Below are 22,901 nucleotides of genomic sequence, written 5' to 3'. Positions count from 1 at the left end.
TATATATTAAATCGTCATGAACCGTCTCAACTATCAGCATTTGTTCTATTTCTGGCATGTGGCCAAAGAAGGAAGCATTTCGCGCGCCAGTGAAAAATTGCATCTGGCTCAGCCTACGATCAGCGGCCAGTTGGCCGTATTCGAACAGGCCGTCGGCGAAAAACTTTACTATATGGACGGACGCAAGCTGGTGTTGAGCGACACGGGGCGGACGATTTTCCGCTACGCCGAGGAAATATTCACCTTGGGCCAGGAGTTGACTCAGACGCTCCTCGGGCGAAGCGGCGGGCGAGGCTTGAAGCTCAACGTCGGTATCGCGGACGCCTTGCCCAAATTGATCTCTTATCGATTGCTGGAACCGGCGTTTCAGGCCGGCGAACCGGTGCAGTTGATCTGCCACGAAGACAAAGCCGAGCGCCTCATTTCCGAAATTTCCCTGCACAGCATCGATTTGGTGCTCTCGGACATTCCGGCGACCCCATCGGTCGGCAGCCGGGTTTTCAATCATCTGCTGGGCGAAAGCAAAGTCGCGGTATTCGGAACGCCGGAACTGGCCGAACGCTATTCCCGGGATTTTCCACATTCCTTAAACGGCGCACCCTTGCTACTGTCGACCCAAAATACCGCGCTGAGGCGGTCACTGGATCAATGGTTCGATGACCAAGGTCTATATCCCGACATCAAGGCCGAAATCGAGGACAGCGCTTTATTGAAAACTTTTGCCGCCGGGGGGACAGGATTGTTCGTGGCGCCTATCGCCATAGAGATCGAAATTCAGAGACAATACGGAGCTCAATTGATCGGTAAGATCGACGCCGTTTTTGAAAGATTCTACGCGATTACGGCGCAACGCAAACGCAAGCATCCGGCGGTCATGGCCATCCTGGAAAATAACAACAGGGGCTGGTTTGTATAATAACGGCTCGGGCACCGGCCCTTCTGACTTTCGTTTCCGGCGCCTTCGGTACAGGAAATTCAAGATGCCGTGGCGGAGAAGAAAGACCGGTTATTTTTCGGCGGTCGTACCGTCCAGCAGATAAAGATCGGAGCGGCTGAAACTGATCCTTTGATGCCCGTTATTATCGACAACCATTTCTCCTTCCGGAAAATACTGTATCGGATTGCTGGCAATTTCACGCGCTGCCAGAAATTGGGCGTAATAATTACGCGAAGCAAAGCCGAACGCGGGGCTCGAATAGTTCTGCACGATGCGGGCAAAGTCCCGGCCGACCTGATTTTGTGCCCGTTTCATGCCGCCGATGCCATGATTAAACGAAGTAATCGCGGTAGGCCAGTCGCCGAGATTCCGGTAGGCATAGCTCAGATAGCGGGCTGCGCCGACGGCGGAAGCGAAAGGATCGAGGCGAAGATCGCGTTTCCTATGGGATGGCATGAATCTTTTTGCGGCGCCTTTGGTGAATTGCCACATGCCGACGGCGCCGGCGGAGGATCTGGCCGCCGACTGAAACGAAGATTCGACGTGCGGAAGATAAGCCAGATCTTCCGGCAGCCCGGCGTCGCGAAAAATTCTTCTGAATTGCCGCTCGTAGCGCCCGCTGATCTCGAGCCCGCGTTTGAAACGCTCGCGGGTTCCCCGCTGTGCATGCACTCGATCGGCGGCGCCGGACAGAATGCCGGCGAGCGGCCGGCCGGATCGTTCCATTTTGGCGATTAACTGCCGGTCGCCCGCATTGAGCGGCACGTTGTAATACCGTTTGCTTTCGAGCAGAGACAATTGAGTTTTCCAGAAATTACGGCGCTGATTGATGATTTCCTTTTGCTCGGCGCTTAGGCTGTCGTCGATGTATCCCGGCAATACCATCACTTCGTAAATCACGTCCAGATGACGGTCGTCGTGAAATACGACTTCCGAACGCTGCCACTCGGCATAAACTTTGCGCCAGAATGCCACCGCCGATTCGAGCTCGCCCGGTTTTAAAAATACGCCGGAGTACGTTGCCGGTGTGTACACGGCTGGCGGTAAAGCGGCCTCCGGCTTGGCTGACGGGCCATAAGGCCGGGAGTTAACACGTGCCACTGCCGGCTCGGCACTGCTGCACGCATTCAATGCCATCGCCGCTGCCGATAAAAGCACTATTCGCAAAGTCCATCGATTCATTTTCGGAAAAGCCCTTTAAAGATTTACGCGAGTCCATTAAGAAAATGCCGAAAAGCCGATTAACCTTCTCTTCCCGGCACTTACCAATCTCCCTTAGCCCGGCACCCCAGGCATTCGTAAACGCCCTGATAGCTCTGGCTCTGGCAATTCATTATAGCGGATTCGGGATCGGAAGGAGCGTTGAAATAGAGACCGGGAAAGGCTCAATCACCGGGCTTGGCGCTCTTCGGGAAAAGCGGCCGGCAGCCTTCAGGAAGGATTTCAGGGATTGGCCCGCTTGGGAGCGATTCGATGGGCAACCGTTAAAACTGTGAACGGCTTCGCAAAAAATCCGTTATTTTGACGAAGCCAGGCACGCGGCTTTCGGCGCCGCCGGCCGGCTGCCGTACCAGCCGTAATAGGCGATGTAGCCATAACACAGCGCCGGAACGAAAAAGGCCGGCTGCAGGCCGATGCGGTCTGCGAACAGGCCTTGTATTACCGGCAGAATGGCGCCTCCGACGATAGCCGAGCATAAAATGCCGGAGCCCTGCCCCGTATGCTTGCCGAGCCCTTGGATCGCCAGCGAGAAAATGGTCGGAAACATGATGGAATTGAAAAAGCCGACGGACAGAATCGCCCACATGGCGGGAAGTCCGTCTCCGAACATCGCAAACAGGGTCAACCCGCCGGCGGCCAGCGCGTTAACGGTCAGCAATTTGCCGGCCGGAACGGTTCGCATCAGGGGGACGCCGGCAAACCGGCCCAGCATCGCTCCACCCCAGTAAAAAGAAACATGGCGGCTGGCGGCTTGGGCGGACAATCCCGCAATATTCGGTTCGCCCAGGTAGCCGATCAGAAAGCTGCCGATGGCGACCTCGGCGCCGACATAGACAAAGATGCCGAGAGCACCCAGCAAGAGATGCCGATAATGCCAGGCACTCCGATGATCGTCCGTCGGGCGCCGTGCCGCTTCCTGCTCGTTGGCATGCGAATTCACCCTGGGCAATGGAATGACCGTAAAGATCAGCGCGATGACCAGGAGAATGGCCGCCAGGCTTACATAAGGCATCTCGACCAGCCTGGCCTGGGTAGATTGATAAGCGGCCAGGGCGCCGGCATTCAAGGATTTCAGTTCGTCCGGCGTTTTGACCGGCAGCGTCAGGATGAACAGGCCGCCGAAATACGGAGCCAGAGTGGTGCCGAGTGAATTGAACGCCTGCGTCAGGGTCAGCCGGCTGGCGGCGGTCTCGGGCGATCCCAGCGCCGCCACGTAAGGATTGGCGGACACCTGCAACAAAGTGATGCCGGAGGCCAACACGAACAACGCTCCGAGAAACAGCGGGTAACTCAGCCGTTCTGCGGCCGGATAAAACAAAAGGCAGCCGATGCCGGCGGCGGCGAGTCCGGTAATGATCCCTATCTGATAGCCGAGTCTTTCGACGAAATACCCGCTGGGCACCGAAACCAGCAGGTAAGCGGCAAAGAAACTGAACTGCACCAGCATGACCTCGGCATAGTCCAGAATGAACAGCGACTTCAGATGCGGAATCAGAACGTCGTTCAGGCAGGTCACAAAGCCCCACATGAAAAACAGCGAGGTTAAAATGCTTAGAGAGCCTGAGTAAGGCGTTTTAGCCGGCATAAGGTCCCGAATGAAAAAGGTCGGGGAGGCTTTCTTTTATGGTTTCACGGTAAACCGGGCTTTTTCGTTGCCGACCATCACGGTAAATTCTCCGGGCTCGACGATGCGCTTCAAATCCACTCCGATAAACGACAGATCGTACGGGGTCAAGGTAAACTCCAGACGCTTGCTTTCTCCCGGTTCGAGGGCCACTTTGTTAAAGGCTTTCAGTTGTTTGTTGGGACGGGTCACAGAGGCTGCGACGTCGTTCAGATACACTAAAACCGTTTCCTTCCCGGCCATCCTGCCGGTGTTTTTGACGTCGACGCTCACCTTGACGTTTTCCTGCAAGCCGATGACGGGCTTGTCGAGCTCCAGGTTGCTGGTTTCGAACGTGGTGTAACTCAATCCGTGCCCGAACGGATACAACGGATGGTAGGTATTCAATTCGAACGACTCGATGGGCTTGTAATCGTAGGTCATGATGTCGTTGGTGTCGCGCGGATAGGTGATGGGCAGTTTGGCGTCCGGATTGTAGGCGCCGTAGAGAATGTCGGCGACCGCCTCCCCGCCTTCCATGCCCGGCAAGAAGCCCAGCAGCACGGCCTGCGCCTTCTCGGCGATCGTCGTGATGATGCGGGGACGGCCGCCGAAAGTCAGTAAAATGACCGGCTTGCCGGTGGCCAGTACCGCATCGGCCAAGGCCGTCTGCTCTTCGGGAAGATTCAGCGAAGGGACATTGCCGACCGTTTCGGTGTACGGCGGCTCGCCCAGGCACAGCAGAATGTAATCGTGCCGCCCGGCTTCCCTGACAACCTCGGCTATATCGATCGGCTCGTCGAAACGACGGCCGCCGACGAAGGTGATTTTCCCTTCGGACTGTTTTTGCAGCGCCCCGACCACCGTCGGTTTGTCTTTCGGGTATAAATCTTCCGAATTGCCCTGCCAGGTAATGGTCCAGCCGCCGTTCATCACGCTCAAAAGATTGGCGGTCGGACCGGTTACCAGGATGTTTGCGTTCTTTTTCAGCGGCAGCAGATGACGGTCGTTTTTTGCGAGAATGATCGATTCGCGCGCCGCTTGCCGGTTGATGGCGGCCGCCTCCGGGGTGGCGAAATTGGCTTCCGCCGGTATCGGCGGTTTCGGGGGATCAAACAAACCGGCCTGAAATTTCACCGTCAGAATCCGGCCGACCGCCTCGTCGATGCGCGCCATCGGCACTTCGCCGCTGTTGGCCAGTTCCAGCAAAAGTTCGTAAAACGAAAAATCGAACGGCACCATGCTCATGTCCACCCCGGCCATGACCGCGATTTTGACCGCTTCTTTTTCCGAAGCCGCCAGTTTGTCGCGGGTATATAAACGCTTGATGTCTTCCCAGTCGGAGACCGTAAAGCCTTTAAAACCGAGTTCGTCCCTTAAAATGGTGGTCAGATACTGGTGATTGGCGTGCCCCGGAATGCCGTCGACTTCGGCCGAGTTGACCATGAGCGTGGGCGCTCCGGCCCGGATGCCCGCGGCAAAAGGCGGCAGAAAATATTCACGCAACGTGCGCTCGCCGATCAGAGCGGGGGTCCGGTCCTTGCCGTTGAACGGCAGGCTGTAGCCGACGTAGTGTTTCAGGCAGGTCATGCCTTTGTCGGCCGCGCTGAAATCGGCGCCTTGATGACCTTCGATGTAACGGCTGCCCATGACGGAAGCCAGGCGTACGTCTTCGCCGTACGTTTCCCAGAGTCTCGGCCAGAGCGGCTGGCGGCCGATGTCCATCACCGGCGAAAAATTCCACTGCAAGCCGGAAGCCCGGACTTCCCGCGCCGTAATCTCGCCTTCCAGGAAGCTCAAATCGGGATTGAAGGTCGCGGCCATGCTGATCGCTTGCGGGAACAGCGTGGCGTTTTGCGTATAGGTGGCGCCGTGGATGGCGTCGATGCCGTAGAGAACCGGGATCTTCAAGCGCGATCTGGCCGCTACCGCCCGGACGGCTTCCTGAATCTTGTGCCACGTTTCGATAGTCTGGGCTTTGTTGTTCGGCGTGAACGGCGTATTCATGATCGATCCCACATGATGCCTTAATACCGCATCCTCGAGCCTGGCCGGGTCGATGAATTCACCGGCATTGGCATTCTCAGGCGCGCCGACCACGGTAAAATCGACTTGCGTCATCTGGCCGACTTTTTCTTCCACGGTCATTTGAGCCAGAAGTTGATCGACTCGGGCTACGATTTGGGGATTGACAGTTGGCGCGCTCACGGCATCCTCCAGAGGAACAAATAAAAGAATCGGTAAAAGAATTTTCAGGTGCAAGATTAAGGCTCGTCTTCTTTAGTTTAGTTCGGTTGAACTGATTGGTGCGTCGGGAATCGGAAAATCGATCAGCCGGGTGAAAGTCAGAAGTGTCATTTTACGCAGAATTTATTGCGGAGTGAACGCAAATCCTACGAATCGCGTTGGTGTGAAAACGATTTCCGGCAAAAACGAGGCAAGCGCTGTTACGGCGCCCTGCCCCGCCAGAATGCGGATTTGCGGCGGACGGAAAGAGAATTCTTTAATCATCCTCACGGCTGGACTGATGAACTCCCTGCCGTGCAGTACGCCGTCCATGCGAACCGAAAAGGCTTCGATTCGGTCAGACCCGTTATTTTTGCTGTTAAAATCACGAAATCCGGCCGGAGATTCTGCCTCGTCTTCATACGACCGCCAACGACACCAGATAGTGAATCTTCAGATGCAGCAGGAACCGAACCTGTTTCAGGGTGACGGACCGGTCCATGCAGGCGGTCTCGATCGCTTCCTGCGCCGTGCAAGGAGATTCCGATACCGGCATGCCGACATAGTCGCCGTTATGTTGCAGGCACAATTGATCGATAATTTTCCGGATGCCTTGAGAAGAAAGCAAATACCGGATCCGTTCGACGGGTACCCGGACCTGTTCGACATAATAGAGAGCATCGGGCGGATCTTCCCAGGGATCGAAATCTTCGTTCAGATAGCGAATCGATCGCCATGCCCACTTGTCTCGCCGGGAAATGGGAAGATGGGTCCGGGTAGCCGAAAGCAGTTGAAGAATCGCGTAAGAAACCACTGACGAACAAGCAAGCAGTTCGTTCATCTGGCAGAGCGTCTCGTCATCCCACTCCAGCGGAAGAATCAGTTCGGGCTCATAAAAGATGCAGCCGTTGAGAATTTTTCTGTTTCTGGGCTGGTAGAGTCGTGCCGCCCGGTGTATTTCGGATGCGGTATGCTTCAGAGAAATGAGTGTCGTCATAATGATCTACTCTCCCACGACCATCGGTAGCGGATAAATAAAGCGATTATCCTGGAATCAGCGTAGCACACTCCACCCCAGCACGGAAGCGACAAAACCCGCAAAAATGAAATCACGGCGACGCGGTGCTTGAAGAGTAACAGTCTTATTCTTAGAAGCCGTATGGAAATTCCCGTTCCCGCATCAAGCCAGGCGATTCGGCATAAGGCAAAGCCCATATCCTCAATGCTTTCAGACTTCGGACTCCACGGGAGGATCGGATTCTTCAAAAAAGCTCTCGTTCTCCTTGTCGATGACACTTTCTCTGCGTTTATCGGTCTATTGATCAGCCGGCTACGAAAGTGGATATTTTTGCAGGGCCGGGGTTCGAGCCAGGGAGACGTCATGAAAGCAGCGGAATACGATTTGGCGGTCGTGGGAGGCGGCGTCGCAGGGTTGTACTGTGCGATGCATGCGCCGCCCGAGTGGAAAGTGGCCCTGTTCGAAGGCAGCCATCGCTTCGGAGGCAAACTGGAAACCGTCGCCATGCACGGCTTCGACGCCGAATACGGCGCCATGCGTTTCGATCCCGTCCGGCAAGTCCGGCTCGGGCAATTGATCCGAGAACTGGGAGTTGAAACGCAACCTTTTCCCGAATATCTGAGTCCGCCGGCTCAGCAGTTTCACAGCCGCCATCCCGTGGAAGATGCCGAACGCGGTCTATCCAGCCTCGGCTTGTACAAACTGGCAATACAGCGGGTTCTGGACAAATCGGAAACGGAGCTGATGGCGCTTAGCGAAGACGATCTCGAAGCGATCCGCCGTGAAGGCGTCTTTCTCGGACGCCCGCTCTGGGAACAAGGTCTATGGAACGTGCTCGGCAGGGTCATCAGCCCTCATGCCTTGCGCTTTATTATCGCAGACGGGAGCTTTTTTCATTTCATCCATGAAAACCCCAGCGCCGCCGCCTGGCTGATCACCTGGGTCAAGATGCTGCAGATGAGTCCGCACCTCAGAGCGATACGCCACGGCATGAACGCCTTGACCGACGCGATGCTGGCGCGAATTCGGCAGCAGGGCGCCGATCTTCACCGCGCGCACATGCTGGTTTCGATCGAAAGCCACGACCGGGAGCGGATTCGGCTGCATTTTTCGGAAAAACCGCCCTGCATGGCCAAACACGTGGTTTTGGCGCTGCCGGAACACAGCCTGTCCCGCATCGCCGGATTGCCGATGACGATCCGGGCGCTCTTCGGTTCGGTTCTGGACATCCCCTTGCTGAAATGTTTTTTCGTCGTCCAGGACCCGTGGTGGGAAGAAAATATTCCTCATCAGGATTTGGCGCAATTACCGGCGCGGGAGCTGCATTATCAGAAAGCGGACGGCAAGGGTCTGATCATGGTGTACGCCGACCGGCCTTATATGAATTTCTGGACTCAATATCTGCGCAAAGGCTATGAGACGCGGGCCGAGATCGACGGGGACAAACATCTGCCGCAAGCATTCGCTCATTTCATGAACATCGATCCGAAACGCATTCTCAATTACGGCATTCGCCACTGGGGCATCGAACCTTACGGAGCGGCCTGCCATCTCTGGAAACCGGGAATCCGGTCCTGGGACATTCAGGAAAAAGTCGCCGCGTTCGCGCTGGAGCGGCACGGCCCCCGCAACGTTCATATCTGCGGCGAAGCCTTTTCGGATTACCAGGGCTTCATCGAAGGCGCCCTGCGCACGGCCCGGGAAGCGGTTGAGAAAATGACCGCTGGCTAATCGTTTATCTACGCATTTATACAGAACGGAATGATAACGATCGGCTTTTCATGCCGTTTAAAATTTTATTAACTCCAAAAGGAGCAGTACTCAGTTAATTAAGCACCGCTCCCGGTTAAGATGTTTATAAATTTTTTCTCTGGCTTTATCTATCAGCGGTATTTTTTGCTCAGAATGATGAAGCTGATGACCAAAAAAGACCATGCCACGTAAAAAACTGTCTTTAAAAAAACGAACCATTGCATAACAAATCTCCTTACATATAAGTCCAGTTTCTTTACATTAAAAGACATTAACGCCTGGCGAAAGTTTAAAATTACCGAGACGCTCCCATTGCAACGGGCGGGTTCGCCGTATTCGGCATAATGTCCTTCTCCCAAGTAAGCTTAGAGCATTTTCCGGTCGCATGTATGAGGTACGGCACAAAATTAATTTAATCGTTCAAGCCTCTGATTCGGAAACGGATCGCTCTTGCCGGAGGCATCCTCGCCCACGTATTTTTGCACTCCCGTCATCCCGATCTTCCGGCTTGATGATAAGATGGCATCCCCATCAGCATGCCGGACTGCACGGATGAGAAAATACCATATAGGCCTGTCGGTCACCTATCACGACTCTGCGTTGGCCGTGATCGACGATCAGGGCGAAGTCTTGTTTGCCGAAGCGACCGAACGTTATTTGCAGAACAAACGGGCGTTGAATTGCGAACCCGACCAGTTGTTTCGCGTGCCGGAATTGCTGGCCCGGTTTTGTCCGGATGCGGGCGAATTCGTCATTGCAATCAATTGGCGAAAAAAACGCCCTTTTTACGAATCGGCCATGTCCGGGCTGAGTTTCCTGTCCGCGCCGGGTTTACTCAAAGACGGCATCAAAAGGCTGCGTTCGCCTTTGCCCAATTACCAGATCCATCACATGATGGCCTGCCAAAGGAACAGTATCGCCGGTGCCGGACTCAATCTGGCGCGCACGATTCGGGAAAAATACCCGGATTGCCGAATTACGTTCGCCGACTACGATCATCATCTGACTCATGCCGCCACCGCCTGTTACGGCAGCCCGTTCGAGGAGGCCGCCTGCGCCGTGATCGATTCCTGGGGCGAACGGGGCGCCATGGCTTTCTACCGCTATAAAAACCGGCGTCTGGAACGCCTGTACGAGGCCAAGGGTCCAGGAACCGCCAGTCTGGGCCTGTATTATATGAAGATCACCGAGCTGTGCGGCTTCGACTGGCTCAAAGGCGAAGAATGGAAAGTGATGGGGCTGGCTCCCTACGGTCAATTGAATCCGGAATTCTACGACCTGCTCCGCGCTACGGTATCGGTCCGGGGCTTCGATTGCCGATACGTCTCTTCGCGGTTGTTCGATCGACTGGACCGGTATCGGCGCGACCGGCAAGACCCGATCGAGCGAACCGCCGATATCGCCTACACCGGCCAGTATTTTTTCGCGGAAACGGTATCGAGGCTGTTGTGCCATCTGCATGAAGTCACCGGCAGCGAAAATCTCGCTCTGGCCGGCGGCTGCGCGCTCAATTCCTCGCATAACGGCAATATTACCCGGCTGACGCCGTTCCGTCGGCTGCACGTCCCTTCCGCCCCGGCGGACGACGGTTGTGCGCTGGGCGCGGCCTGGCTGTCGTATCATGCCGGACATCCGGAGCGCAGCCACCGGCCCAAACTCCTGACGCCTTACACCGGCAGCGCTATCGACGAAGAATCGATCGCCAGACTGGTCAAATTCAACCGCTCCCTGCCCGTCGAGCACCTGCCCGACAGCATTTGCGAACGCACGGCGAGCCTTCTGGCCCGCGGCAAACTGGTCGGCTGGATCCAGGGCCGGGCCGAATTCGGCCCTCGTGCGCTCGGCAATCGATCGATTCTGGCCGATCCAAGATCGGCCGAGACTCAGGATCTGATCAACGAACAAATCAAATTCAGGGAAACTTTTCGCCCTTTCGCTCCCTCCATTCTGCATGAGTTCGGCTCCCGGTATTTCGAAAATTACCAGGAATCGCCCTATATGGACAAAACGTTGAAAATCCGCCCGGAAATGCGGGAGCGGATCGCCGCGGTATGCCACGTCGACGGCACCGGCCGCCTGCAAACGGTAAAGGAAGAATGGAATCCCCGGTTTTACCGTTTATTGAAACATTTTCACCGCTTGACCGATGTCCCTGTATTATTGAATACCAGTTTTAATGTAATGGGCAAACCGCTGGTGCATACCCTGGAAGATGCGCTGGCGGTGTTTTTGACCACCGGGCTCGATGCGCTGGTGATTAACGATTATCTGATCGGCAAAGTGCGTGACGACTGAGCAGCCTCATCCTTTCGCGCCGTCCCTGCGGCCGGTTTTTTCCCGAGACGCTTACCGCGCCGCGGAGCCATACCGGCTGCTGGACGGTAGGGAACTTTTTCATACGCTGATGCACGTCAGCGAGCATGAGGCCGTTTATCCGGCCGTTTACGACTTTATTCGGCAGCATCTGGCGGCCGCCGGCGCTGAGGAAACCGGCCCGATCTCCGATTCAGGCTGCCCCGATGCGGTTTTAACCGAATCCGCCGCCCTGCCCCGGCCGGCGAAAGTTCCGCCGTTGACCGAGGAAGCATTCAACAACTGTATCCTGCAACTGTCGCCGGTCGTTTTAACCGAGCCGGGCTGGCTGCATTCGATCTCTCAGGCCGCCACCAGCCAGAATCCTCTGACCGTCGATCTGATGGCCGTCCATTTGAAATTGGCCCGCCCGGAAACCGGTAAAAATTTATTCCTTGGCCTTTTGCTGGCAACGGGGCAGGCATTGCTCCCATTAACCAGCCGGGCCTTCGCACAGCAGGAAGCCATCGGCGGCTGCCTGTTCGAGCTGGCCTGCCTGCAACGGGCTCTGGCCTGTTTCCCGCGCGTGTTTTTTCCGGAAATCCTCGGTTTCACCCTGGCTTATTGCCGATCTCCCGATCTTCTGGAAAATTTTCGACCGGAAAACGGCAACCCAAACCTGGACCGTTTCCTGGAAATTCGCCGAAGCCGAAAGCATTCGGTCATTCCCGATCTCAACCAAATTATCGGCGGCTATGTGCATGCGTTCAACGATCAGGGCGCCGATTTATGGCACCGGATCCGCTCGGGCTTCCGCCTGTACCGGGTGCAAGCCGAACGCTGCCGGCAGCACCTGCTGCAACAGGCGTTGAATCCGCCCTCGTTCGGCCGGCAATGGGCAATGCTGCTCGAAAAGAAAGCGGCCGCGGCGGCCGGCCATCATGGCCGGGTTAAAGTGGGAGGGCGATCTTTGAACGACTGGTTCGCCGAATCGCCGTTCGATGCCGTCGGCTTTTTGTCCGAATTGACGAAGTCGCCTTACATTGACAAGGCAAACCCTTCGGCAAGCCCCTTGCTGAAACTGTTCGATTTCAATGGGCGGATGTTCGGCGTCCTGACTCAGGATGAAAGAAAAATTCTAGAAAACTGGCTGATTTCGGAAAAAGCCGAAATTCCACCGGCCTGCCCTGCTTCCGGGCGGGCAGAGCCGGAAATTCTGGCCTCGGCGGAACCCACCGGCCCGGTGATCGATTTTTCGAAACTCGGCAATCGGGAACTGTATTACCATCTGGTCAACGACGAACTGTACCCCGAGGTGGCGGCCACAGCCCGTAGCAAAGTTCGAAAAGTGCTGCGCTCTGCTGACCGGTTCAGCCGAGTGCCGTTTAAATCTTATACGCATCAGGCCTTGGACGAGCTGATCGATACCCTTTACCGACAGGAGACCGAACGCTACCGGCCGCTCGGCTCGACTCCCAAATTGTCCAGGGAAGCTTATTTGTGGGGCATCGAACAGTTCGCTCCGGCGATTCTGGCCGACGGCTGCTGGCTTCAATCGGTAAGCCGGCTCCAATTCGGCTCGAACCCGGCCCTGGCCGCCTTGCTGTGCAAAATTTATGAAGACGAAGCCGGCAACGGCAAGCTCGAACAAAACCATCCTTTCATCTATCGGCAATTGCTGAATAGCGTCGGCCTTGACCTGCCGCCGATCGCCAGCCGGGAATTTGTCGATTATCCGGGATTTATCGACAGCGCCTTCGATCTGCCGGTGTATCTCCTGGCGATCGCCAGATTTCCCTGCACGTTTTTGCCCGAGCTGCTGGGCTTGAACATGGCGATCGAATTGAGCGGTCTGGGCAACGTTTATTTGCGTCTGTCCGAAGAACTGGCTTATTGGGGCCTCAATCCCGCCATCGTCGACGTCCACACGTCGATCGACAACGTTGCGTCGGGCCACGCCTTTCTGGCAAAAGAAGCGATTCAGCTTTACCTGGACGACGTCATCGCCGTGTCGGGGATGGAAGCAGCCGATTACCACTGGCGGAGAATCTACACGGGCTATTGTTCATTGCAATCTGTCTGCAGAGGGTTTAAATTTGCACTGGTCTGGTGCTATTTATTAAAACGATTCAGAACATGAAAACAGCGCCTTGTCATCCTCATTAGAAAAATAAAATCAGGATGTTGCACTCTTTGAGCCATTTGCTTTGCCTTATATTGCCGGTCAGCACCTGTCTTTTTTTGGCGAACGGCCCGCACGACATACCCGGCGCCCTGGCCTGGACGATACCTTTCTGGATCGTACTGCTGCTGGACTGGCGCGGGCCCAAAGCCGTCCATCCGGCGAAAGCGGCGCGTTCGTCCCTGTTTTATGACGGCATTCTTTACGGCCTGTGCCTATTGCAACTTGCCAACATTTGGCTCATGCTCGACTATGTCGGCAAATTGCCGTGGCATTCTGTTCACGATATCGGAACCGGCTTGATCAATTTAATCATTCTCAGATTCATGGTGGGGACCAGTTCGGGCACGTCGGGCATCGTGGTCGCCCATGAATTGATTCATCGTTCCGCCTGGGTCATGCAGCAATTGGGACGCTTATTGTTATGCACGGTCTGTTACGATCATTTCTTTATCACGCACAAGCAGGGCCATCATCCGAGCCTGGGCATGTCGGACGATATCGCTACCGCGCGGCTCGGCGAAAGTTTCAACGATTATTGGCGCAGGGTTTATTTCGGCTATTTCCGTTTTGCCTGGCAATCGGAACGAAGCCGGCTGGCCGCCGAAGCCTTGACCGGCCCGCTCAAATTGCTCCGGAACCGGGTATTGCAAGGCGTGGCGATTGAACTGCTTCTGATCGCGCTGATTCTGACGCTTCTGGGCTGGCTTCCCGTCCTGATGTTTCTTTACCAGGCCCTGGCGGCGGTCCGCATCCTGGAAGCCGTCAATTATTTCCAGCATTGGGGCCTGAACGAAGGCCGGTTCGGCCATAGCTTCGGCTGGGTCACCGATTCGTGGATGACCCGCTACGCCCTCATCGGCTTGTCGAACCACATCGGCCATCATGAAAATGAAAACCGGCATTTCCATGAAATCGCCTATTCGAACCAGGGTCCCAGGCTTCCCTATGGTTATTTTGTCATGAATCTTTGGGTAAAATTAAACAATGCGTCTTTCCGGCGGATGGCTTTGAACCAATTGCGGCTATTCCGGCATTCACAATTATCTTCCAGCCGCTAACTTTGCGTCACCAACAAAATGCAGCCCGAATTATAAAAAAATCAGGAAAATAAAATCTTTACTCCGTTGCGACATGAACCATAATTAGATAGTAAACCCGAATAAAAATGTTGAATGTTCCCATAAGGGTTTCAATTAATCTCCTATTCAGAATGAATGTCAAAATGAAGTCGCATTATTTTTCCCGCGGCAAATTAACGATCCATTTGATTACGTTGTTTTTTTCAATTGGCTTATCCAGTGTGACCCATGCTGAAGCGAGGAACGTCCATGTCCCTCAGGAAAAAACGACGCAAGGTATCAAGTTGACTGCCAGGGAAAAATCCTGGCTGGCCGCCCATAAAACCATCCGGATTGCTTTCGACAGTTCGTTGCCGCCGTACAGTTTTGTCAACGATATGGGCCAATTTGAAGGCATCGCCGTCGATATTCTTGCCGCCGTCGGCAAAAATCTCGGCATTCAATTTCAACCCCATCCGAGCACCAACTGGAACGCGCTCTACAAAGCGGCGGCAAAACAGAAAATCGACGTGGTCGCCACCATGGTCAACCGGCCGGAACGCAGTTTCTGGTTCGACTTTACCAAACCGTACATCAAAAAATCCCTGGTCATCGTCACCAATAAAAACAAACCTTCGGTAAACGACCGCTCCGACCTGGCCGGTAAAAAAGTCGCCTTAAGAAAGGGTTATCAATACGGCTATGAAGTGATCAAGGAATTTCCGTCGATCAAGCCTTATTTTGTCGACACCATGTTGGAAGGGATCAAATTGGTCGATCAACAAAAAATCGATGCCGCCATCGTGTTTATGGCCACGGCCAATTATCTACAGGAAAAATATCAGGTCGATAACGTCAAACTGGCCGATTTTTACGATCGAAACAGCACCGACGAAAGCATCGCGGTCCGCAAAGACTGGCCCATCCTGGCGACCATTCTGCAGAAAGGACTGGATTCGATCAGTGAGAAACAAATGAACGCCATTTATGCCAAGTGGGTGACGCCGGCCAAACAACCGGAGCCCGTACCGCCGCCCAAGCCGATCCTGGAACCGGTAAAACCTGCGGCGGATAATGACGTCTCCTGGTATTCTCCCAATTCTTCCCAGATTTTCCTGCTGATTTTATTGTTATTACTGATCAAGGTCCGGCAGCAAAACAAGAAAATTCAACTGGCGAACGTCGAAGCTGAAAACGCCAATCTGATCGTCAAGCAGTTGCAAAGCGATCTTGAGCGTCTGATATTGAGCCGCAGCGCCGAATTGACTTCCAACGAGAATACGTTCCGCAGCCTGATCGAGAGCCAGAGCAGCGAATATTTTTTCTATAAATACGATTGCGAAGGCGCATTTACTTATGTCAGTCCGTCGGTTACCCACATCCTCGGCTACACTCCGGAAGAGTTCATGCTCCATTACCGGGACTATCTGACCGACGATCCGGCCAATCTCAAGGTCAACGAATATATGGAAGATTGCACCCAGGGCATTCCGAATCCACCCTATCAAATAGAAGTATATGATTCCCAACGGCGCGTCCACTGGCTGGAGGTAAACGATTCACCGATTTACGACGATTACGGCATGTGCATTGGCGTGGACGGCGTCATGCATGAAATCACGGCCCGCAAGGAAGCGGCCGATCATTTGATCTGGTTGTCCTATTACGACGAACTGACCGGGCTGGCCAATCGGCGGCTGTTCATGGATCGCCTGCAACAATCGATTAATCTCACCTTGCGGAAAAACCTCTCCTTTGCCCTGCTTTTTCTCGATCTGGACCGGTTCAAAAGCATCAACGACACGATGGGTCACACGGCGGGGGACGAGATTCTTAAGGAAGCGTCAAGAAGGCTGCTGACGGCGCTTAGGGACTCCGACGTCGCGGCGCGTTTCGGCGGCGACGAGTTTGCCCTGTTACTGCCCGAAACCAACAAGGAGGCCTCCGTGCTGGTCGCCAAGAAGATCATCAATACGCTCAGGGATACTTTCATATTGGGTGAACAACTGATCAATCTGGGCGTCAGCATCGGCATCGCCGTTTATCCCGATGACGGCAAGAACTGCGAAGCCCTCATCAAAAGAGCCGATTCGGCAATGTATCATGCCAAGAAGAAAAGCTTGGGATTTTCGTTCGTGCCGAGCGGCGCCCGATAGCTCGAAAACCTTTATTGAACAGTGCCGGGCGGCCATAATTTCGGTTATTGCCCGTAACGAAATGCGTTTTGTTGCAAACAGCTTGATACCGGCCGCCTTCGGCAAAAGCCAGGGCGGCAGCCGTCAAGCCTGATTCCCGAACCCTACTTTGTCGACCTAAGCGGCATTAGCCGTCCAGGCTGCATCGGGGCGCCAACTGGCTATCCATCCGGGGATTTCCGCCGCCGGCATCGGATGAGCGATAGCGTAGCCTTGCGCCTGGTCGCATCCCAGAGACAGCAATACCTCTCCGTGCATGATCGTTTCCACGCCTTCGGCGATCACGGACCGACGGAATGCCTTGGCCAGTTCTATTACACCCTGGACGATGGTTCGATCGTCGGGGTAATCGATCATGTCCCGTACGAAGCTTTGATCGATTTTGACTATGTCGGCAGGCAGGTGCTTGAGATAAGTCAACGAAGAATAACCGGTGCCGAAATCATCCAGGGCAAAACATATGCCCATGTCCCGGCAAGCGTGCATGAATCTGGATACCTGGGTAATATCCTGCAACGCGCTGGTTTCCAGAATTTCCAATACCAGATTTTTCGGCCGAACACCCGGATGTCCGGCCAGTAGCTCGGCAAGGCGGGACTCGAAATTGCCGTACAACAACTGACGAGCGCCAATGTTGACGCTGACCTCAACGTCCAGCCCCGCGATATTCCATTCTGCTATCTGAGCCAGTGCCGAATCAATCACCCATTCACCCAGTTCCACGATAATTGAGTGATTCTCGATAATGGGCAGAAAGACCGCAGGAGCCAGCAAGCCACGCTCGGGATGTTGCCAGCGAACTAAAGCTTCGGCACCGATCACCTCGCCGGTTCTCATGTTCACCTTGGGTTGGTAATAAAGCACGAATTCGCTCCGTTCAAGCGCGTGGCGGATGTGTTCCAGACTCTCATGCCGTGTCTTTACCGCGACATCGTGATCGACGTCGAACAAATGGTAGCAATTCTTGCCGGTTTGTTTGGCCTGGTACATGGCCTGGTCGGCATGGCGCATGAGTTGCTCGGCATCCGCGTTGTCCTGGGGATAGACGGTGACGCCCAGGCTGGCCGAAACCTGCAGCACCATATCGTCAATTGTTACCGGGGCAGACGTTGCTTCCAGCAGACGCGACAGCACCGGTTGACAATCCTGCGGTCGTTCCAAATCGACCAACACCGCGACGAATTCGTCACCGCCGAAGCGGGCCAGCGTATCGCCTTCCCGCAGCGCGTCCTTCATGCGATGCGTGAGGGCAACCAGCAGTTGGTCGCCCAGATTATGGCCGTGCTTGTCGTTGACCTGCTTAAAACCGTCCAGATCCAAAAAAACCACCGCCAGCGACGTATTGTTACGCATGTTCCGAATCATGGCCTGCTGTAGGCGGTCGGCCAACAGCACGCGATTGGGCAGAGCGGTCAAGGCATCATAATGGGCGAATTGTTCAAGCTGTTCCTGATGTTCTCTCATTTGAGTAATGTCGGTGAACAAAAGTTGCCGCCGATAATATAAATATCCGGTAATGGTCAGAAACATACCGGTCAAAGGCAGAAGATAGCCCAGCAGATCGCTCAGTCCGTCTTCTTTGTGCTCGTAAACGCCGAACCACTTATCGTACAGTTCGTTGTATCTTCCGTTAGCTTTGGTCAGCGCCAGTCCTTCGTTGATCAAAGCCAACAACTCGGATTGTCCTTTCGGTACGGCAAAGGCGAATTTCTGTGAAAACCCCGCTTTGACCTTCAGCGGTTCGACGTTGGTCAGCTTCAAGGCTTGCAGTGTCTGCTGTCCGGCCAGTTTGCTCAGCAACATGGCATCATGCTTGCCCGATGCCAGCAAATTCATCCCTTCTGCGGAGGTATCCACCAATATCAGTTGTTTTCCCCAACCTTTGCTTACAGCATAGTCATGCGCCAGGTCGGCGTTCAACACAATGAGGGACTTTCCGGCAAAATCTTTCTCAGAACGAATACCCGTTTCGCCCTTGCGAACAAAGATGGCGCCGTGCACTATGACGTGAGGTACGGTGAAATCGGCAAAGAGACTGCGCTCCCTGGAACGGGCAAGGTTGATCAACACGTCGACCTTTCCCTCTTTGAACTCCTTAAGTATTTGACGGAAAGGACGCACGTGAATCGAGTATTTCAAGCCGACTTCTGCCGCCACGGATTTCCATAAGTCAACGGTAAACCCGCCGGCGGTTTCATCGGTCATGCCGGTGGAGAAAGGCGGATAGTCTTGTTCACTGCCCACAATGAGTATGCCGTTATGCGATGGAATGACGGGGAATGAATCGACGGCGAGGCGATTAAATAATTGATCGTCGTCAGTTGCCTGAACAGGCCCGCTTGCTGCGAACGCAAGTACAACGACGACAACGGAGACCAGATGCCCGCCGAGTCCCCGACGACCAATCCTTGGATGGTTTAATAGAAACCATTGCGTTCGGGGTATCGATTGCATGATCTTTATGATTATTCCCATCAAAAACTTACAGGTATCGTTTAGGGACCTTTTATCTCTGCCTTAAACCAGTCAGGAACCGCGCATTTTATCGGAGTGGGAATCGCATTGAGTAAAAAAGTCTATGCCCATAATGATGACGATGCAAGCGCTCGCGTTTATAGTTGATTGAAGATGAAAGTCCGAATTCGGACGTCGTCATTAGCTTCCTCCCATGGCGCTAACACGGCACATCATAATCAAATAGAAAACAGTTGATCGATTTTTTCGAATCTTCAATTCGGGCAAGCGGCCGGACCGAAATTATCGGAATCAAGTTCGATCCAGTCGAGTATTCGAAACTGCCAGCCAGGGCCCGGATTTTCATGATTTCGGATTTCTTTCCCTGACAGCAAAATCTTGTGAAATGCCGGGATTCGGCGACCTCGGGCACAAAGGCAGACGATTTAAAGCCGTTATGACTGGGGAAAGCTTGCACCTACTTCTTTCCCGTCAACATATGAATTTTAGCTCCAACCGGCCTGTTTGCCCGGTCTTGGCAACGGCGATACTGCCATGACGATCTAAATCAAGGCACCAATTGCGCGATAGCATTTTTCCCGGAAGCGGCCACCGTCACCTTTGAAAAAGGATTCGGCTCCCCTTCTTTCCGGACGGGACGATTCAACAACGGAGTCAGCGTCGGTTTTAAAAATTTGACGATCTGCACCGGCAACGAACTGGTAAAGTGGTATTTTTCCGCTTGCTCGCCCGCCACGTACGCGGTCATGACGCCGAAAAAACGGTCTCCCAGGAAAAACGCAAAGGTGGCGGCACGGCTGATGAATTTGGATTCGATCAAGCGGTGTCCTTCGCCCCAGACTTGCTGGCGGTGGTCGCCCGTTCCGGTCTTACCGCCGATCACCATCGGTTTGCCGTCGGCTTCGGAATAAGCCCCTCTAAGACGAGACGCCGTTCCTCCCTCGACCACGCCGATCAGAGCGCCCCGAGCCGCCCTGGCGACTTCCGGAGCGAACACGCGTTCACCTTTATCCGCCGATTTATCCAGCAGGGTTTCGTACGGCGTCGCTTCCGCGTAATGCAGCCGGTCAAACCGCACGATCGGCAGACGCACGCCCTCGTTCTGGATAATTCCCAACAGCTCGGCCAAAGCCACGGGACGGTCGCCCGAAGCTCCGATGGAAGTGGCATAGGACGGCGTCAGCCGGCTGAACGGATAACCGACCTTTTGCCAGGCCTTGTGAATCTCCTTAAAAGCATCCGCCTCCAGCAAGGTCATCACGCGGCGTTGCTGGGACCCCCGCCGCTTGCCCTTGAGCAGCCAACGATACACTTCCTGACGCTTGCCCTCGCTGGCCGCCATCACTTCTTCGCGGGTGGCATCGGGATGTTTCGACAGATAGCCGATCAGCCATAGCTCCAACGGATGAATTTTGGTAATGAATCCCTGGTCCTGCAAGTCGAATTTATCCACCGAATATTTTTCGTATAATCCGTAGACGTCCTCCTTGGCCAGGACGGCTTTACTGACGTAGGCTTTCAAAAAGTCGTTAAGCCGGCTCCAGTCGCGGTCCGGAAAAATCGCCCGGTACAGCATGGTCATTCGCGACGGCTTCGCCTGGACCCTTTTGGCTACCAGGGCCAACATTTCTTCCTCGCTTTTGCCCTGGTAGCGCGCGAAGAAGCGTCGCAAATAAACTCGTCCTTCCAGATCGGCAAAACGGGCCAGATATTCTTTGTGCCGGGGATCATCCGGATTTTCCAGCCAGCGGGCCAGGCCTTCCGGCTTGTATAAATGATGATATACGATCTCGCGCATCAGCCGGATAAATACCAGGTTGACCGAATCGCGCAAGGCGTCCCGGATCGACATGATCTTCGAATCTTCGCTCTTGTCGAAATTATTGAAATGATGCAGACCGCCGCCGGTAAAAAAATACTCGCCGGGACTGGCCGAAAAACGCCGGTCCAGAGCCTGATTCAACAAATCTTCCAAGTGGATGCCCGGCTGAGCCTTGAGCTGGCCGATCACCCATTCCGAAATGTAATCGCGCGGATGCAGCTCGATCTGCTTGAGTTCCTGGACAGGTCGATCCTTGTACTGTTGATGGACGTCGGCAACCAGCTCCAGATAATGCACCATGGTTCGGAGCTTTGAGGTTGAGCCCAAATCCAGTTTAATGCCTTCGTTGATGTCAAGGGGCTGATCGTAGTTGTCGGTCTGCACCCGCAGTAAATTGCCGCTTTCGCTTCGCTCGAACAGCATCAAGCTGTAAACCACCGGCGTCAGATCGACGTTGTCATTGAGCAATCGAAAGCCCAGAATGCCGGCCGCCCGCGCCTCGGCCGGATCGTTCAGGCGGCGAAGCGCCGCAGTGACGGCCTGTTGGGTATCGAAATCCAGAGTAGTTTTTACGGTCAAATCGAGCCGGTCCAGATCGTAGATGGTTTTGATGTTTAACGCTTTGGCCAGACGAGTCCTTAGAACCGCCTGGGTTTTTTTCTCGGTCATGAACACTGCGGGCGTCGGTACGGCAAGCTGAGGCCGGACCGTTGATGCCTGCAAGGCAGCATCCCTGAGCGAGTTGGAAATCACTCCCTGCTCCGCCAGCAGGCGTAAATAGCTGTTAGTCAGCGTCTGCAGCGCCGGATAGCCCGGCCCCAAAAAATAAGAAGGGCGCCGCTGCGACAGCAATATGCTCAATACCTGCCGATACGCTACGGCCTGTTCCTCGGTAACCCGTTCTCCCGAATTGATGGCGCCGGGACCGAGCAGCCGATTGATCTTGTCGAAATCGGCTCCGAACCAGGCCATCAAGCCGTCTCCCAGCCCATGCACTTCTCCCGCTTTCGGAGTGGCGGATAGCGGCATCGAGTTAAGATAGGCCAAAGCGATTTCGCGCCTCATTTGCCGAGTATCCGGTCCCAATAAATAGGCCCGAACCGACGCGCTGCTCATTTGCCTGAACTTGTCGATGATCGAATTCGTGTATCCGTTTCTGGAATGGCGATATTTTTCAATCTGGGTCGCAAGCGTGCTGCCGCCGGGAACGTTGTCGGTCACGCCCAGTTTGTTCGCCACCATCTGCAGGCTGGCGTAACCCAGCCGGTCCCATTCGACCGCGGGGTTCACGTTCTTGCGGGAGTCGTCGAGCAACTCCCGGTTTTCGATGAACAGCAGCGTATAAAGCACCAGCGGCGGAATGGCTTCAAAACTGGGATAACCGTGGTAAGGATAAAGATTGCTGAAGATCACCCGGTCGGACTGATCGACTATGCGAAGTCCGGCCTGAGTTTTTTCCCGATAGATGTTGAACAGGCCGTTATCGACCAGTTGCGTCATCATGGGCGACGAAGAGGCCTGGGCGGTAATGCCGAACCCTGCTTTATGCAGACGATCGATGGCATCCGGCAGCAAAGTATACCCGAGCCGCTGATCGTAAGGGCCGTATTCGGGATAGCGAATGGACGAACTGGCTCCGGGCTCCAGCTTGAAGCTCAACTGCTTGCTGATTTCGGAAAGATACCGCGATTGATATGTGGAAGTATGAACTTCTTCTTTAATGAATACGGTCAGAACGATGGCAAAAACAGTAACTCCCGTGACCAACCCTAACAGCAAGACTCCGACAACAGTTCTATTCATTCGCATCGCAATCGAACCCATGAGCCGGATAATGCATCTGTTGATGCTGCATAAGATTGAAATGCAGCCGAACCGTCATTTTCAAGTGTTTTTCCTTCTATTGTGGTTGCCAAAGAGAACAATGGGATTATGGAAAGAGCCAATCCATGCGGCAAAGGTAAGCAACCATTAATCTGGGCTAATTATATCAAAATCCGGACGATATATCAGAGCTACAGGTTTCGGGCACCTACATGGAATAAAGTTCAATTTATTTTCCAAAGCTTAATTTCGTATTAAACCGGGCAAGACCGGATTTACGCTCAGTATAGTTA

The 22,901-nt window shown here is 54.4% G+C and carries 13 protein-coding genes; 6 read left to right on the top strand and 7 right to left on the bottom strand.

Annotated elements, in window-relative coordinates:
* Window positions 1-16 precede the first annotated feature (16 nt).
* Window positions 17-916: a transcriptional activator NhaR gene (gene nhaR / locus A3OW_RS0102420; protein ID WP_020561841.1), complete on the top strand. Its 900-nt coding sequence runs from the start codon at window positions 17-19 to the stop codon at window positions 914-916.
* Between the two features lie 90 nt (window positions 917-1,006).
* On the opposite strand, the gene A3OW_RS23850 is transcribed toward nhaR, so the two are convergent.
* The 4 genes from A3OW_RS23850 to A3OW_RS0102390 all read right to left on the bottom strand — a co-directional run bounded on the left by A3OW_RS23850 (window position 1,007) and on the right by A3OW_RS0102390 (window position 6,984).
* Window positions 1,007-2,038, bottom strand: coding sequence for a lytic transglycosylase domain-containing protein (locus tag A3OW_RS23850; protein WP_232422316.1), 1,032 nt, complete (start codon window positions 2,036-2,038; stop codon window positions 1,007-1,009).
* A 415-nt stretch (window positions 2,039-2,453) separates the two neighbouring features.
* Window positions 2,454-3,743: a sugar MFS transporter gene (locus A3OW_RS23845; protein WP_051091785.1), complete on the bottom strand. Its 1,290-nt coding sequence runs from the start codon at window positions 3,741-3,743 to the stop codon at window positions 2,454-2,456.
* 36 nt (window positions 3,744-3,779) lie between these two features.
* On the bottom strand, window positions 3,780-5,969 hold the full coding sequence (locus tag A3OW_RS0102400; RefSeq protein ID WP_232422315.1) for a glycoside hydrolase family 3 N-terminal domain-containing protein: 2,190 nt from the start codon (window positions 5,967-5,969) through the stop codon (window positions 3,780-3,782).
* A 436-nt stretch (window positions 5,970-6,405) separates the two neighbouring features.
* On the bottom strand, window positions 6,406-6,984 hold the full coding sequence (locus A3OW_RS0102390; protein WP_020561835.1) for a hypothetical protein: 579 nt from the start codon (window positions 6,982-6,984) through the stop codon (window positions 6,406-6,408).
* 384 nt (window positions 6,985-7,368) lie between these two features.
* On the opposite strand from A3OW_RS0102390, the gene A3OW_RS0102385 reads away from it, so the two are divergent.
* Window positions 7,369-8,736, top strand: coding sequence for a flavin monoamine oxidase family protein (locus tag A3OW_RS0102385; protein WP_020561834.1), 1,368 nt, complete (start codon window positions 7,369-7,371; stop codon window positions 8,734-8,736).
* Window positions 8,737-8,826: 90 nt separating this feature from the next.
* Here A3OW_RS0102385 and A3OW_RS27580 read toward each other — a convergent pair whose 3' ends face one another.
* Window positions 8,827-8,976, bottom strand: a complete 150-nt coding sequence (locus A3OW_RS27580; RefSeq protein WP_157385773.1) for a hypothetical protein — start codon at window positions 8,974-8,976, stop codon at window positions 8,827-8,829.
* A 333-nt stretch (window positions 8,977-9,309) separates the two neighbouring features.
* On the opposite strand from A3OW_RS27580, the gene A3OW_RS0102370 reads away from it, so the two are divergent.
* From A3OW_RS0102370 to A3OW_RS0102355, 4 genes are all read left to right on the top strand, one after another.
* Entirely contained in the window at window positions 9,310-11,052 is a 1,743-nt protein-coding gene (locus tag A3OW_RS0102370; RefSeq protein ID WP_020561832.1) for a carbamoyltransferase family protein, read from the top strand.
* The gene (locus tag A3OW_RS0102365) at window positions 11,042-13,189 is read left to right on the top strand and encodes an iron-containing redox enzyme family protein (protein WP_020561831.1); all 2,148 of its coding nucleotides are present in this window, start codon (window positions 11,042-11,044) and stop codon (window positions 13,187-13,189) included. Before A3OW_RS0102370 ends, A3OW_RS0102365 begins: the two co-directional genes overlap by 11 nt.
* Window positions 13,190-13,242: 53 nt before the next feature.
* The gene (locus A3OW_RS0102360; RefSeq protein ID WP_232422314.1) at window positions 13,243-14,292 is read left to right on the top strand and encodes a fatty acid desaturase; all 1,050 of its coding nucleotides are present in this window, start codon (window positions 13,243-13,245) and stop codon (window positions 14,290-14,292) included.
* Between the two features lie 164 nt (window positions 14,293-14,456).
* Complete coding sequence (locus tag A3OW_RS0102355) at window positions 14,457-16,448, top strand: diguanylate cyclase domain-containing protein (RefSeq protein WP_020561829.1); 1,992 nt, start codon at window positions 14,457-14,459, stop codon at window positions 16,446-16,448.
* Window positions 16,449-16,604: 156 nt separating this feature from the next.
* Here A3OW_RS0102355 and A3OW_RS26185 read toward each other — a convergent pair whose 3' ends face one another.
* On the bottom strand, window positions 16,605-18,731 hold the full coding sequence (locus A3OW_RS26185) for an EAL domain-containing protein (RefSeq protein WP_020561828.1): 2,127 nt from the start codon (window positions 18,729-18,731) through the stop codon (window positions 16,605-16,607).
* Window positions 18,732-19,509: 778 nt separating this feature from the next.
* The gene (locus A3OW_RS0102340) at window positions 19,510-22,587 is read right to left on the bottom strand and encodes a transglycosylase domain-containing protein (protein WP_232422313.1); all 3,078 of its coding nucleotides are present in this window, start codon (window positions 22,585-22,587) and stop codon (window positions 19,510-19,512) included.
* Between the last annotated feature and the right edge of the window lie 314 nt (window positions 22,588-22,901).

This window comes from Methylosarcina fibrata AML-C10 (assembly GCF_000372865.1).
In the GTDB taxonomy this organism is placed as follows: Bacteria; Pseudomonadota; Gammaproteobacteria; order Methylococcales; family Methylomonadaceae; genus Methylosarcina; species Methylosarcina fibrata.
This window is presented reverse-complemented; position numbering and strand designations above follow the sequence as displayed.